Annotated in this window: 14 protein-coding genes; 5 read left to right on the top strand and 9 right to left on the bottom strand. The window is 73.1% G+C overall.

The window, feature by feature from the left end:
- Nucleotides 1-123: 123 nt before the first annotated feature.
- The gene (locus GQF42_RS13085) at nt 124-1,122 is read right to left on the bottom strand and encodes an acyl-CoA dehydrogenase family protein (RefSeq protein ID WP_158919804.1); all 999 of its coding nucleotides are present in this window, start codon (nt 1,120-1,122) and stop codon (nt 124-126) included.
- On the bottom strand, nt 1,122-2,261 hold the full coding sequence (locus GQF42_RS13080; protein ID WP_158919803.1) for an acyl-CoA dehydrogenase family protein: 1,140 nt from the start codon (nt 2,259-2,261) through the stop codon (nt 1,122-1,124). Before GQF42_RS13080 ends, GQF42_RS13085 begins: the two co-directional genes overlap by 1 nt.
- Before the next feature lie 50 nt (nt 2,262-2,311).
- Between GQF42_RS13080 and GQF42_RS13075 the strand changes: the two genes are divergently transcribed.
- Genes GQF42_RS13075 through GQF42_RS13065 form a run of 3 tightly spaced genes read left to right on the top strand, consistent with a single transcriptional unit; the run spans nt 2,312 to nt 4,937 of the window.
- A complete protein-coding gene (locus GQF42_RS13075) occupies nt 2,312-3,097 on the top strand; it encodes an SDR family oxidoreductase (RefSeq protein ID WP_158919802.1) in 786 nt (261 codons plus the stop codon).
- 30 nt (nt 3,098-3,127) lie between these two features.
- On the top strand, nt 3,128-3,739 hold the full coding sequence (locus GQF42_RS13070; protein WP_158919801.1) for a TetR/AcrR family transcriptional regulator: 612 nt from the start codon (nt 3,128-3,130) through the stop codon (nt 3,737-3,739).
- Nucleotides 3,740-3,779: 40 nt separating this feature from the next.
- Nucleotides 3,780-4,937 carry an acetyl-CoA C-acetyltransferase gene (locus GQF42_RS13065; protein ID WP_158919800.1) on the top strand — a complete coding sequence of 386 codons (1,158 nt, stop codon included), beginning with the start codon at nt 3,780-3,782 and terminating at the stop codon, nt 4,935-4,937.
- Here the strand turns inward: GQF42_RS13065 and GQF42_RS13060 are convergent.
- From GQF42_RS13060 to GQF42_RS13045, 4 genes are read right to left on the bottom strand one after another with little or no spacing between them, the layout of a single operon-like run.
- Nucleotides 4,921-5,982, bottom strand: a complete 1,062-nt coding sequence (locus tag GQF42_RS13060; RefSeq protein WP_158919799.1) for an NAD(P)H-dependent flavin oxidoreductase — start codon at nt 5,980-5,982, stop codon at nt 4,921-4,923. The genes GQF42_RS13065 and GQF42_RS13060 overlap by 17 nt on opposite strands.
- Complete coding sequence (locus GQF42_RS13055; protein ID WP_158919798.1) at nt 5,979-6,758, bottom strand: CoA-transferase subunit beta; 780 nt, start codon at nt 6,756-6,758, stop codon at nt 5,979-5,981. Before GQF42_RS13055 ends, GQF42_RS13060 begins: the two co-directional genes overlap by 4 nt.
- Nucleotides 6,755-7,606: a CoA transferase subunit A gene (locus tag GQF42_RS13050; protein WP_158919797.1), complete on the bottom strand. Its 852-nt coding sequence runs from the start codon at nt 7,604-7,606 to the stop codon at nt 6,755-6,757. The genes GQF42_RS13055 and GQF42_RS13050 overlap by 4 nt, the downstream gene beginning before the upstream one ends.
- The gene (locus tag GQF42_RS13045) at nt 7,607-8,386 is read right to left on the bottom strand and encodes an enoyl-CoA hydratase family protein (protein WP_158919796.1); all 780 of its coding nucleotides are present in this window, start codon (nt 8,384-8,386) and stop codon (nt 7,607-7,609) included.
- 94 nt (nt 8,387-8,480) lie between these two features.
- Here GQF42_RS13045 and GQF42_RS13040 point away from each other — a divergent pair, with 94 nt between their 5' ends.
- Nucleotides 8,481-9,218, top strand: a complete 738-nt coding sequence (locus GQF42_RS13040; RefSeq protein ID WP_158930090.1) for an SDR family oxidoreductase — start codon at nt 8,481-8,483, stop codon at nt 9,216-9,218.
- A gap of 1 nt (nt 9,219) precedes the next feature.
- Nucleotides 9,220-10,125, top strand: coding sequence for an SDR family oxidoreductase (locus tag GQF42_RS13035; protein ID WP_158919795.1), 906 nt, complete (start codon nt 9,220-9,222; stop codon nt 10,123-10,125).
- Between the two features lie 30 nt (nt 10,126-10,155).
- On the opposite strand, the gene GQF42_RS45860 is transcribed toward GQF42_RS13035, so the two are convergent.
- From GQF42_RS45860 to GQF42_RS13020, 3 genes are all read right to left on the bottom strand, one after another.
- A complete protein-coding gene (locus GQF42_RS45860) occupies nt 10,156-10,338 on the bottom strand; it encodes a hypothetical protein (RefSeq protein ID WP_233273335.1) in 183 nt (60 codons plus the stop codon).
- Nucleotides 10,339-10,699: 361 nt separating this feature from the next.
- Entirely contained in the window at nt 10,700-11,581 is an 882-nt protein-coding gene (locus GQF42_RS13025; protein WP_158919794.1) for a hypothetical protein, read from the bottom strand.
- Nucleotides 11,582-11,639: 58 nt separating this feature from the next.
- Nucleotides 11,640-13,394, bottom strand: coding sequence for a glycoside hydrolase family 35 protein (locus GQF42_RS13020; protein WP_158919793.1), 1,755 nt, complete (start codon nt 13,392-13,394; stop codon nt 11,640-11,642).
- Nucleotides 13,395-13,437 lie beyond the last annotated feature (43 nt).

Raw genomic sequence — 13,437 nt, 5'->3', positions numbered from 1 at the left:
GACCTGCTGGACTGCGTGTGCGGCAGCGCGGCGGAGGCCGAGCCCTGTCCGGCGCCGGTGCTGCTCGAGCGGCAGAGGGCATCGAGGAGCGCATCGCCCGGCTGCAGGGCGCCCGTACCTCGCTCACCCGCCTGCGGGTCCCTTGAGCGCGTCCTCGAGGAACAGCTCCCGGCACTCCTCGGGCGTGCCCCAGGCGGTGCGCAGGGCGCGGGCCTTGGTCAGCCACAGGGACAGGTCGTACTCCGCGGTGTAGCCGATCGCGCCGTGCAGCTGCAGCGCCGTGCGCGCCGCTGTGTAGGCCGCCTCGCACGACTTGAGCTTGGCGGCGGCCACGTCCCCCGGGTGCAGGGAGAGCGCCGCCCCGAACAGCAGGGGGCGGGCGAACTCCAGGGCCGTCGCGGTGTCGGCCAGGCGGTGCTTGACCGCCTGGAAGGAGCCGACGGGGACGCCGAACTGGGTGCGTCGGCGGACGTACTCCACCGTGCGGTCGACAAGCGCCAGCCCGACACCGAGCGCCTGGGCGGCGGTGGCCAGCCGGGCCCAGGTCAGGGCGAGGTCGTACGGCGGGCGGGGGCTGAGCAGTTCACCATCCGGGAGGAGCGGGGTCAGGCGGCGGGCGGGGTCGAGGGAGCGGCGCGGCGGGCCCGCGGGCGAGGCCAGACGCAGTCCGTCGGGGGCGAGGGCCAGACGAAGGCCGGCCGTGTCGGCGTCGAGGGCGAGGGGGACGGCAGCGGCGTCGCGGACGGAGCCGCCGGGGGCCGTCGCCACGGTCGCGAGTTCGGTCCCCGCCAGGAGCCCCGGCAAGAAGCGCCGCGCGAGTGCAGGGTCCTGGAGGAGCACGGCCGCCGCCACCGTCTCCACCAGCGGGCCCGGCATCGCATGCCGTCCCAACTCCACGAAGGCCAGCGCCAGTTCCACCGGATGCCGGCCCAGCCCGCCCCGCTCCTGCGGCACCGTCAGGCCGAACACCCCCGCCTCGGCCACCCGGTGCCACAGCGCACGCCCGCGCGTGTGGTCGCCGCCGCTCCACTCGCGGATCACCGTCGGAGTGTCCGCGGCCGTCAGCATCGCGTGCAGCGAGCCGGCGAAGGCGAGCTGTTCGGTGTCGGGCAGGAAGCGCATCAGCGCCGTCCCTTCGGCAGGCCGAGCAGCCGCTCGGCGATGATGTCCCGCTGGATCTCGTTGGTGCCCGCGTAGATGGGTCCGGCGAGCGAGAAGACGTAGCCCTCGGCCCAGTCGGTGTCCGCCCACTCGCCCTCGCCGTCCAGCAGATCGAGCGCCGTCTCGTGCAGGGCGAGGTCCAGCTCGGACCAGAACACCTTGTTCATGCTGGACTCCGGGCCGATCCGGGCGCCGTCCAGGAAGCGGGAGGCGGCCGCGTACGTGAACAGCTGGTAGGAGCGGGCACCGATCAGCGCGTCGGCCACGCGCGTGCGTGCGTGCTCCGGGCAGCCGCGCGCCCGCCAGAGTCCGGCCAGCCGGGCGGCGGCGGCGAGGAAGCGGCCCGGGGAGCGCAGGGTGAGCCCGCGTTCGTTGCCGGCCGTGGACATCGCGATCCGCCAGCCCTGGCCCGGCTCGCCGATCATGTCCTCGTCCGGCACGAACACGTCGTCCAGGAACAGCTCCGCGAAGGCCGGTTTGCCGTCCAGGCGCCCGATCGGACGGACGGTGACACCGGGGGACCGCAGGTCGAACATCAGGTAGGTGAGCCCCTGATGGGGTTTCGGGGCATCGGGGTGGCTGCGGAACAGGCCGAAGGCCCGGTCGGCGAAGGCCGCCCGCGAGGACCAGGTCTTCGCGCCGCGAAGCAGCCAGCCGCCGTCCGTCCTGACCGCACGGGAGGTGAGCGAGGCCAGGTCGGAGCCCGCCTCCGGCTCGGACCAGGCCTGCGCCCAGACCACCTCGCCGCTCGCCATCGGGGGCAGCACGCGCGCGCGTTGCTCCTGTGTGCCGTGGTCGAAGAGCGTCGGCGCAAGCAGGCTGACACCGTTCTGCCCGACCCGGCCCGGTGCGCCCGCCGCCCAGTACTCCTCCTCGAAGACCAGCCAGCGCAGCAGACCGGCGTCCCGGCCGCCGTACCGCTCCGGCCAGGACACCACCGACCAGCGGTCCGCGGCCAGTTCGGCCTCCCACGCGCGGTGGGCCGCGAAGCCCGCTGCCGTCTCCAGGGACGGCAGCGCGGTGCGTGGCACATGCGCCTCCAGCCAGGCCCGGGCTTCGGCACGAAACTCCTCGTCGGCCGGGGAATGGGAGAGGTCCACCACCGTCACCATCCTTCCCTAACAAGTGTTTGGTAGGTTAGCGTGGCTCTATGACAGGCGTCGAGAGCCCGGCCTACGTGCCCGGGCACGGACTGCTCCGGGGCCGCAGTGCCGTCATCACCGCGGCGGCCGGCGCCGGCATCGGCGGGGCGACCGCGTACCGCTTCCTGGAGGAGGGCGCGCGCGTGCTGATCAGTGACGCGCACACGCGCCGGCTCAAGGAGCACGAGGCCGAGCTGGCCCGCAAGTTCCCGGGCCGGGTGGCGGCGGTGCCGTGCGACGTCACCGACGAGGCGCAGGTGAGCACCCTGTTCGAGACCGCCGTGCACGAGCACGGCAGGCTCGACATCGTCGTCAACAACGCGGGTCTGGGCGGTACTTCGGACCTCGTCGACATGACCGACGCGCAGTGGTCCCGCGTCCTGGACGTCACTCTGAACGGCACGTTCCGCTGCACCCGCGCCGCTCTGCGGGCCATGCGGGAGACCGGCCGCGGGGTGATCGTCAACAACGCCTCCGTCGTCGGCTGGCGCGCCCAGGCCGGGCAGGCGCACTACGCCGCCGCCAAGGCCGGAGTGATGGCGCTGACCCGGTGTGCGGCGATCGAGGCCGCCGCCTACGGCGTCCGGGTCAACGCGGTGGCCCCCAGCCTCGCCATGCACCCCCACCTGGTGAAGGTCACCTCGGCCGAACTGCTGGAACAGCTGACCGGGCAGGAGGCCTTCGGGCGGTACGCCGAGCCTTGGGAAGTGGCCAATGTGATCGTGTTCCTGGCGTCCGGCTACTCCTCGTACATGACCGGCGAGGTCGTCGCCGTCAGCAGCCAGCATGCCTAGGCAACCGGGGCCGGGGACCAGAATGGGTCCGTGCCGACCAAGAAGAAGCCCCAGGTGACCCCGGCAGCGGCCCGGCGCGGCGAACTCCTGACCACCGCCGCCGAGGTTTTCGCCGAGCACGGCTACAACGCCACCACCGTCCGCAGGATCGCCGACCACGCCGGGATGCTCGCGGGCAGCCTGTACTACCACTTCGACTCCAAGGAGTCGATGCTCGAGGAGATCCTGCGGACCTTCCTCGACGAGCTGTGGGACGGCTACGACACCGTCCTGGCCTCCGGGCTCGGGCCCCGCGAGACGCTCGAGGCGCTGGTCACCGAGTCCTTCCGGGAGATCGACCGGCACCGCGCGGCCGTCGCGATCTACCAGAAGGAGAGCCGGCAGCTCGCCGCCCAGGACCGGTTCGCGTTCCTCGCCGACTCCCAGCGCCGGTTCGAGAAGGCCTGGCTGTCCACTTTGGAGCGCGGAGTCGCCGAGCGTGTCTTCCGCGCGGACCTGGACGTCCGCCTCACCTACCGCTTCGTCCGCGACACCGTCTGGGTCGCCGCCTCCTGGTACCGGCCCGGCGGGCAGCACAGCCCCGAGGAGATCGCCCGCCAGTACCTGTCGATGGTGCTGGACGGCATCGCCGTACGCGAGTGACACCGTTTCCGTAACACCCCTTTCCTGTGTGGGAGTTGCCATGGCCGAGGCCTACATCGTCGAAGCGGTCCGCACGCCCGTGGGGCGGCGCGGGGGAGGGCTCAGCACGGTCCACCCGGCCGACCTGGGCGCGCATGTGCTGACGGCGCTGGTGCAGCGGGCCGGGATCGACCCGGCCGCCGTGGAGGACGTGGTCTTCGGCTGTCTGGACACGGTGGGACCGCAGGCCGGGGACATCGCCCGCACCTGCTGGCTGGCCGCGGGCCTGCCCGAGGAGGTGCCCGGCGTGACCGTCGACCGGCAGTGCGGGTCCTCCCAGCAGGCCGTGCACTTCGCCGCGCAGGCCGTGCTCTCCGGCACCCAGGACCTGGTGGTCGCCGGCGGTGTGCAGAACATGTCCCAGATCCCCATCGCCTTCGCCTCCCGGCAGGCCGCCACCCCTCTCGGCCTGACCGACGGCCCCTTCCTCGGCAGCACCGGATGGCGCGCCCGCTACGGCGACCAGCCCGTCAACCAGTTCGCCGGCGCCGAGATGATCGCCGCCCAGTGGGGCATCAGCCGGCAGGACCAGGAGGAGTTCGCCCTGCGCTCGCACCGGCGCGCCCTGCGGGCCCTCGACACCGGCCGCTTCGAGCGCGAGACCGTCCCCTACGGCGAGGTCACCCTCGACGAGGGCCCCCGCCGGGACACCTCCCTGGAGAAGATGGCCACGCTGAAGCCCGTCCTCGAGGGCGGCACCATCACCGCCGCCTGCTCCTCGCAGGTCTCCGACGGCGCCGCGGCGATGCTGCTCGCCTCGGAGCGGGCCGTACGCGACCACGGGCTGCGTCCCCGCGCCCGCGTCCACCACCTCTCCGTGCGCGGTGAGGACCCGATCCGGATGCTCTCCGCGCCCATCCCGGCCACCGCGCACGCCTTGAAGAAGGCGGGGCTGGCCCTCGGCAGCATCGACCTCGTGGAGATCAACGAGGCCTTCGCGCCGGTCGTCCTGGCCTGGCTCAAGGAGACCGGCGCCGACCCCGGCAAGGTCAACGTCAACGGCGGCGCGATCGCCCTCGGCCACCCACTCGGCGCGACCGGCGTCCGCCTGATGACGACCCTCCTGCACGAACTGGAGCGCACCGGCGGTCGCTACGGCCTGCAGACCATGTGCGAGGGCGGCGGCCAGGCCAACGTGACGATCATCGAGCGTCTCTGAGTCCCGCCAGCCCGGTCAGCGCCTCCTCCGCCTCCTTCACGATCCGCTCCACCAGCTGAGCACACGACGGCAGGTCGTCGATCACCCCGGCGACCTGCCCGGACGCCATCACCCCCAGATCCGTACGGCCGTCCACCATCGCGGACTTGAGCAGCATCGGCGTGTTCGCCGCCAGCAGCACCTGACTCCAGGTCAGCTCCTTTCCGTGCTTCATGGCCAGGCCGTCGCGGACCAGCTCCCGCCGGCTGAGCCCCGACAGCCGCCGGAACCCGGCCGCCTTCCGCACCGCGTGGGCCAGAGCCCGGATGCGGCCCGACCGCTCCAGCACGTCGACCAGGTCGGTACGCAGCATCCGGTGCGGCAGGCCGTCCACCGCCCGGGTGACCGTGACGTCCCGGACCGTCGCGGCCAGGTACCGGGCCTTCACCGCGTCCGGCACGGTCGAGTCGGAGGTGAGCAGGAACCGCGTGCCCATCGCCACCCCGGCCGCCCCGTACGCCAGCGCCGCCACCAGACCGCGCCCGTCGAAGAAACCGCCCGCCGCCACCACCGGTATCTGCACCGCGTCCACCACCTGCGGCAGCAGCACGCTCGTCGCCACCTCGCCGGTGTGCCCGCCGCCCTCACCGCCCTGCACGATCACCGCGTCCGCACCCCACGCGGCCACCTTCTCCGCGTGCCGCCGCGCCCCGACGGACGGGATGACGACCACCCCCGCCTCCTTGAGCCGGGCGATCAGCTCGCGCGAGGGAGCCAGCGCGAAGGAGGCCACGCGGACACCCTCCGCCAGCATGATCTCCACCCGGTCGGCTGCATCACCGGCGTCGGCGCGCAGGTTCACCCCGAACGGAGCGTCGGTACGCGACCGCACCTCCCGTATCGCCTCGCGCAACCGGTCCGGTGTCATCGTCGCGGAGGCCAGGATGCCGAGCGCGCCCGCGTTCGCCGCCGCCGAGACCAGCCGGGGGCCGGCCACCCAGCCCATCCCGGTCTGCACGATCGGATGGCGTGTGCCGACCAGCCGGGTCAGCGCGGTCTCCCTCACCCCGTCACCCCCTCCGGCACCTCACGGGCGCGCGCCCCGTCCGGGTCCAGCACCTCGCGGATCAGCCGCAGTTCCGCCGTCTCGGGCTCCCGGGTGCGGGGCACCTCGTCGGGCACGGCGAGCGCGAAGCCCGTCGCCTCCCGTACCTGCTCCACACTCACCCCCGGATGCAGCGAGGCCGGCCGCATCGAGCGGTCCGGGGTCGCGAAGTCGAAGACGCCGAGGTCGGAGACCACCCGGGCGAGGTGGTGGAAGCGGGCCGCGCTCCCCAGCCCGGCCGCCCGGTCGTACCCCACCCCGCACACCACGTCCACCCGCTCCACGAACACCCGCCGGGAGTGTCTCGGGATCCAGTAACTGGTCGGATTGTTCAGCGTGTTGAGCGGTGCTCCGCGCATTCCGAGCAACTGGCGGCGGGGGCGGGCCCAGTCGCCGATGCAGGAGATGTTCTGGTTGCCGTACCGGTCGATCTGGCTCGCGCCCATCATCACGTGCCGGCGCCCGCCCGCGACCAGCTCCAGATGCTGCCGGTAGGGCAACCAGCCCTCGGGTGTGCCGTCCGGACCGACCAGCAGGGCCTCGCCGTCGGTCAACAGCAGGTCCGGCGCGAAGGTGAGCCGGGCCAGCCGCGCACCCAGCGAGGGGATCAGGCCCATCGGGCTCGCCAGGACCTCCCCGGCCCCGCGCCAGGCGTCGGCACAGGCGATCACGCAGTACTCGGCCCGGGTGGGCGGGGGAAGAGGGGCCCGTGCGACCGTCGGCTCCGGTGTGCTCATCGCTCCTGCTCCTTCCGCCACTCCCGCACCGCCGACCGATAGGCCTCCTCGTCCCCGCCCAGGAACCTGCCGGCGAAGTCCGGCCAGGGCGTGGACGCGTAGAGCCGCTGGAACGCCTCGTCCCTGCCGTAGTCCGGTGCGCAGGAGGTGAAGTGCGCGCCGCTCGGGGCCTCCACCACACCGGTCACCGTGAGCCGTTTGAGCAGGAGCGACTGCGGGGGAGCCTCCTTGGTCAGCTCGGCGGTGTCCACGATCCGTTCGCAGGAGACGTAGGCTGCGTCCGCCGCCTCGCAGAACAGGTCGTCGAAGTACGGGTCCGGGCCCAGACACTGCCCGTTGCCCAGCCGGTCGGCGCGGCCCACGTGCACCAGGGCCGCGTCCATCCGCAGGGCCGGCATGGCCACGAGGGTCTCCCCGTCCTCGTACGGCGAAGTGACCGTCCTCAGGCCGGGGTTGATCCGCATGACGTCCGAGCCGAGGCCCGCCCGCACCGGCAGGAACGGCAGCCGGTGCGCCGCCGCGCGCAGGCCCGACAGGAACATCCCCTCGTCGACCTCCGTCAGCTCGAACCCGGCCCGCTCGCGCGCCGACCGGTAGTGCGGCTCCAGCGGGATCGAGTCGAGGGTGACGAAGGCGGTGACCAGCTTGCGGATCCGGCCGGCCGCGGCCAGCATCCCGACGTCCGGGCCGCCGTACGACACGACCGTCAGGTCCGTGATGCCCGTCCGCAGCAGGGCTCTGACCAGCGCCATCGGCTTGCGCCTCGACCCCCAGCCGCCGATGCCGAGGGTCATGCCGGTCCGCAGCCGGGCGACCACCTCGTCGGCGGTCATCGTCTTGTCGCCCATCTATCCGCCCTCCTTGCCCGGCGTGGTGTCCTTGGCGGACGCCTCGTCCTTCCCGAACGTGTCGCGGACCCGGTCGGCCAGTCCGCTGAGGTTGGCCTCGAAGGTGAAGCCCTGCTCGAAGCGGTAACTGCGGCGCACGTCGACCGGGTCGATGCCGTTGATGGCGGCCTTCGCCATGCGCAGCAGCCGACCGTCCTTCGCGGCGATCTCGTGTGCCAGCCGCAGTGCCGCGTTCCGCAGTTCCGCGCGGGGCACCACCTGCCACACCGAGCCGTGCCGGTGCAGCTCGGCGGCGCTCACCGTGCCACCGGTGTAGTACAGGACGCGCATCAGGTGCTGGGGGACCAGCCGGGCCAGATGGGTCGCGGCGCCCAGGGCGCCCCGGTCCAGCTCGGGCAGGCCGAAGGTGGCGTCCGCGCTCGCCACGATCGCGTCCGCGTTGCCCACCAGGCCTATCCCGCCGCCCAGGCAGAAGCCCTGCACCGCCGCGACGACGGGGACCGCGCACTCGTACACCGCCGCGAAGGCCTGCGCGCAGCCGTGGTTGGCGCCGATCAGGGCCTGCTGCCCGGCCGTCTGTATCTCCTTGATGTCCACCCCTGCGTTGAAACCGCGGCCCTCGGCGGCCAGTACGACGCACCGGACGTCCGCGTCGCGGCCGGACTCGCGCACCGCGTCGGCCAGGTCGAACCAGCCGCGCACCGGCAGCGCGTTCACCGGCGGGAAGTCGACGGTGACCACGGAAATCCCTTTTTCCGGGGACGAACGGGAGACACCCATGGACGCATCAGCTACCTTTCCACCAAACATTTGTTAGGTACGAGGCTTCGAAGCTAGCAGTCGGCGCAGACAAGCGGGAGGGCCTGTGGATAACTTGCCGCGCGACACGACCGTGGTCGTCACCGGCGGCACCCGGGGCGTCGGAGCGGGGATCGCGCGGGCGTTCGCCGAGGCCGGGGCCCGGGTCCTGGCCTGTGCCCGCCGCCCACCGGAACGCCCCCTCGACGGCGTGGAGTTCACGCCCCTGGACCTGCGTGACCCGCCCGCCGTGCAGGGCTTCTTCGCCGCGCTGCCCCGGCTCGACGTGCTCGTCAACAACGCCGGAGGCACGCCGTACCGGCTGCTCGCCGACGCCGACGCCGAGCGGCACGCCAAGGTCGTCGAGCTGAATCTGATCACCCCGCTGACCGCGTCCCTCGCCGCGTACGAGCACCTCCGGCGCAGCCGGGGATCGGTCGTGATGGTCGGCAGCGTCAGCGGTGCCCGGCCCTCGCCCGGCTCGGCCGCGTACGGCGCCGCCAAGGCGGGGCTGGCCAGCCTGGCCGCCTCCATGGCCGTGGAGTGGGCGCCCGAGGTCCGCGTCAACACACTCGTGGTCGGCATGGTCCGCACCGAACTCTCCTCGGGGCACTACGGCGGCCCGGACGGTGTCGCGGCCGTCTCCCGCACCGTCCCGCTGGGCCGGCTCGCCGCCCCCGCCGACGTCGGCGCCGCGGCCGTCTTCCTGGCCTCCGACGCGGCCGCCTACATCAGCGGGGCGAGCCTGCACGTGCACGGCGGCGGGGAGCGGCCCGCCTTCCTCGATGCCGCAACAGCCAACCGGGAGAAGTGAGATGAGCGCACTCTGCGACGGCCGGATCGTCGTCGTCACCGGCGCCGGCCGCGGGCTCGGCCGTGCCCATGCCCTCGCCTTCGCGGCCGAGGGTGCCCGGGTCGTCGTCAACGACCTGGGCGTCGGGCTCGACGGAGCCCCCGACGCCAGGAACCCGGCCGAGTCCGTCGTCGCGGAGATCCGGGCCGCCGGCGGCGAGGCGGTCGCGCACGGCGGCGACATCGCCACGGCGGAGGGCGCCGCGTCCCTCGTCCGGACGGCCGTGGAGACGTACGGCCGGCTCGACACGCTCGTCAGCAACGCCGGATTCCTGCGCGACCGCATGCTGGTCAACCTCGACGAGGACGACTGGGACGCCGTGATCCGCGTCCACCTCAAGGGGCACTTCCTGCCCCTGAAGCATGCCGCCGCGCACTGGCGGGCCGAGACCAAGGCCGGGCGTACGCCGGTGGCCCGGATCGTCCACACCAGCAGCGGGGCCGGTCTGCTGGGCTCGGTCGGGCAGGGCAACTACAGCGCCGCCAAGGCCGGCATCGTCGGGCTGACCCTGGTCGCGGCGGCCGAGCTGGCCCGCTACGGCATCCAGGTCAATGCCGTCGCGCCCGCCGCCCGCACGCGGATGACGGAACGCACCTTCGCCGAGACGATGGCGGCCCCGGCCGCCGGGTTCGACGCCATGGCGCCGGAGAACGTCTCCCCGCTCGTGGTCTGGCTGGGCTCGGCCGCGAGTACGGGCGTGACGGGCCGGGTGTTCGAGGCGGAGGGTGGCCGGATCACCGTCATGGAGGGCTGGCACCCGGGCCCCACCGCCGACAAGGGGGCGCGCCGGACTCCGGCCGAGGCGGGGGAGACGGCACGTGAGCTGCTGGCCGCCGCGGAGCCGCCGGGAGCGGTCTACGGGGCCTAGCGGGTCCACGGGCCCCGGCGGCGCGGGAGTTCAGCCGGTGAGCCGGGCCGCCGCCGCGCGCCGGCGCTCGCTCATGACGGACGACAGGAAGCGGTGCATGGTCCGCAGCTCGTCCGTGCTGAACTCCTCACAGGCTTCGACGATGTCCTGTGTCCAGCCCTCGAAGTACCCGGCCAACTCCGCGACCTTGGCCTGGTCCGGTTCGACCAGCACCCGGCGCCTGTCCGTCGGATGCTCGACCCTGTGGACGAAGCCCTTGTCCTCCAGCCGGTCGAGCAGCCCGGTGACGGAGGCGGGAGAGCCCGGTCAGCTCGGCCGGCTCCTTGGCGGTGAGCGGGCCCTGCCGCTGGAGGTGGCCGAGGGTCTTCTCCTGCGTCGCGTTCAGCCCCTGCCCGGCGGCGACGGCCGAGTGGAACATCACCGTGACCGTGCCGTGGGCCCGGCTCGCCTCCCTGAGCTGCGCCAACACCCGGGAGCGTGCAGCCTCGTCGCGCGTGTCGTCCCGCTTCTCATGTGCTGCGGCCATGGATCGGGCCAGCGAAATCTTCGTTCGGCCGAACCAACTGCCCGGAGGCTAGGTGTCGCACTCCAGTACCGTGCGGCACAGCCCGCACCGCGCCCGGACCCGCCCCCGCACCGGCACCCGGATCCGCTGGTGGCAGGTGGGACAGGGGAAGGTGACGCGGAGGTGGCCAGCGGGGTCGGGGGTGAACGTGTAGGGCGCTCCCGGCAGTACGGCGGGTGCATGCCGTCGGTCATGGGCGTAACGGCGCCGACCGGCCCAGCCCGCGCCGGTCAGCGGCGGCTGCTGCTCGTCCCGGCGGGCCCGGGCCATGCCCTTGACGTAGGCGGTGTAGGCCTGCGGGCTGGTGAACCACACGGACGGGTCCTCCCGGAAGAGCAGCGCCCGCTTGGCCAGGACGTAGCCGAACTCCTCGGGTGTGAGATAGCCGAGCTTCTGCGAGGAGACCCCGTCCTCCCGGTAGGCGTCCAGCAGCAGCCAGCCCGCGCCCAGGTAGGTCGTCACCGTGTCCGTGAGGATCTCGTTCTCGGCCGTGGTGGGAAAGGCGAGGTCCAGGCGGTGCAGATAGACGTGCGCCACCTCATGGGCGAGCGCGGCGCCGATGTCCCGGCGATGGGTGCGGAAACGGTCGTTCAGCTCGACGAAGTACTCAGGGCCCGCCGCCAGTTCGACGTTCGCCGCGTGGGTCATCTCCCGGAAGCCGACGATCAGCCGCGCGTCGGGCAGCCGGAAGTGCCGCACGATCTCGCCGGCCACGCGCTGCGCGCCCAGGTACAGGTCGTCGGTGTCGCAGAAGGCCACGTCGGCGGGGGCCAGACTGGCCGCGAACGTCTGGACGGTGTCGTAGGACAGGCGCCTGTACAGCGCGTTGACCGCGGCCCGCACCGTCTCCAGGTGCGGGAAGCCGTGCTCGACGGGTCCGCCGTTCGCCACGTCCGCACCCCCAATGACGCCGGAACTCCTCTCCACTGTAGGCGCGGCGGGCCGCCGGTCACACGGGCAGCAGGCGGGGCGCCGGCCGGTCCGGGCCGGTCTCCTGCAGTTCCAGCACCCACAGCTCGTTCTCGCCCTCCCGCAGCACCGGCCCGGGGACGTACAGGGACCGCTGGGGGCCCACCGACCAGTAGCGGCCCAGGCCGAACCCGTTGATCCAGACGAAGCCGCGCGTCCAGCCGGGCAGCTCGAGCCGGGCGTCCCCGGCCCCGTGGACGGTGAGCGCGCCCCGGTACAGCCCCGGGGCGCCCGGTCCGGGCGGCGCGCCGAAGGGCACCGTGTCCACGCCGGCGTCGAAGGCGTCCAGATCCAGGCCACGCGCGCGTACCGTGTGCAGATACTGCCGCTCGTGCAGGATGCCGCCGGTGACGCCCTTCGCCTCGCCGAGGCGTGGCCCGTAGTTCACCCTTCCCAGGGACTCCACCCACAGCTGCACGCGCGCGGGGCCCGCCACGGGCTCCTTCAGTTCCGGCTCCTCCTCGGCGAGCACCCCGGCCCGTACGCCGTCGACGTACACCACCGCCAGATCCCGCAGCCCGCGCAGGCGCAGCGGATACGGCTGCCGCGGCCCCGGCACCGCCACCTCGTAGCGCACCAGTCCCCGGGTGACCCCCAGCTCCTCGAAGGCGGGCGGCACCGGTGTCACGGTCTCCTCGCCGCCCAGTGCCTCCAGTACGTCGCCCAGGGGCGCCCATCCCGTGAGCACCGCCTGGGTCGGGGCGCCCAACGGGGAGGGGTGCGGCGGCGGTTCGGGCAGCGGCTCGTGGTGGTACTCCGAAAGGACTTCGCGAAAACGCCAGAACTTCTCGGTGGGGCGGCCCTGTTCGTCCACGGGTGCGTCGTAGTCGTACGAGGTCACGTCCGGCTCCAGCGGGCCCTCCTGCAGGGCGCCGCCCCGGTTGGCGCCCGCCCAGCCCCCGAAGCTCGTGCCGCCGTGCGCCATGTACAGGTTCACCGACGCGCCGGACTCCAGGATCTCCCGCAGCGCGCCGGCGGCCTCGCCCGGGTCCCGTACGACGTGCTTGCCGGCCCAGTGGTCGAACCAGCCGCACCAGAACTCCATGCACATCAGCGGGCCCTTGCGGCGGTGCCGGCGCAGCGTCTCGAAGGCCTCGCGCGCGTGCGAGCCGAAGTTCACCGTGGCGAGCACCCCGGGCAGCGAACCGCCGCTCAGCATGTGGTCCTCGGGCCCGTCCGAGGTGAACAGCGGGACCGTGATCCCCTCGGCGCGCAGCACACCGGCCAGCTCCGTCAGATAGCCGCTGTCACTGCCGTAGCTGCCGTACTCGTTCTCGACCTGCACCATGAGCACCGGGCCGCCACGGTCGATCTGCCGGGGCGCGATCTCCTGCAGCAGGTGGTGGAACCAGGTGCGCACGTGGGTCAGAAAGTGTTTGTCGCCCGTACGCGCGCGCGTGCCCAGCTCGAGCGTCAGCCACGCCGGCAGACCGCCGTTCTCCCACTCGGCGCAGATGTAGGGACCCGGCCGCACGATCGCCCACAGACCCGCCTCCCGGACCGCGTCCAGGAACCGGCCGACCGCCTGCACGTCCCGGGTGGTGCCGGGGCGCGGCTGGTGCAGATTCCACGGGACGTACGTCTCCACGCAGTTCAGGCCCATCGCCCGCAGCATCGCCAGCCGGTGCCGCCACTGCGCCTCGTGCACCCGGAAGTAGTGCAGTGCCCCGGACAGCAGCCGCACCGGCCGCCCGTCCAGCAGGAAGTCGGATTCCCCCACCGTGAACTCGCTCATGCGGCTCAGCTTCACCTCTTCCGGTGATCAGTGCCATGGACGA

Source organism: Streptomyces broussonetiae, from assembly GCF_009796285.1.
Taxonomy (GTDB): Bacteria; Actinomycetota; Actinomycetes; order Streptomycetales; family Streptomycetaceae; genus Streptomyces; species Streptomyces broussonetiae.
Note: the sequence above shows the minus strand (reverse complement) of the source record. Positions and strands in the feature narration are given on the sequence as shown.

Excerpts from the sequence above, each read along its gene's own strand:
- GQF42_RS13085 (WP_158919804.1), bottom strand. The coding sequence starts at position 1,122 with ATGCGCTTCCTGCCCGACACCGAACAGCTCGCCTTCGCCGGCTCGCTG.
- GQF42_RS13075 (WP_158919802.1), top strand. The coding sequence starts at position 2,312 with ATGACAGGCGTCGAGAGCCCGGCCTACGTGCCCGGGCACGGACTGCTC.
- GQF42_RS13065 (WP_158919800.1), top strand. The coding sequence starts at position 3,780 with ATGGCCGAGGCCTACATCGTCGAAGCGGTCCGCACGCCCGTGGGGCGG.
- GQF42_RS13055 (WP_158919798.1), bottom strand. The coding sequence starts at position 6,758 with ATGAGCACACCGGAGCCGACGGTCGCACGGGCCCCTCTTCCCCCGCCC.
- GQF42_RS13050 (WP_158919797.1), bottom strand. The coding sequence starts at position 7,606 with ATGGGCGACAAGACGATGACCGCCGACGAGGTGGTCGCCCGGCTGCGG.
- GQF42_RS13045 (WP_158919796.1), bottom strand. The coding sequence starts at position 8,386 with ATGGGTGTCTCCCGTTCGTCCCCGGAAAAAGGGATTTCCGTGGTCACC.
- GQF42_RS13035 (WP_158919795.1), top strand. The coding sequence starts at position 9,220 with ATGAGCGCACTCTGCGACGGCCGGATCGTCGTCGTCACCGGCGCCGGC.
- GQF42_RS13020 (WP_158919793.1), bottom strand. The coding sequence starts at position 13,394 with ATGAGCGAGTTCACGGTGGGGGAATCCGACTTCCTGCTGGACGGGCGG.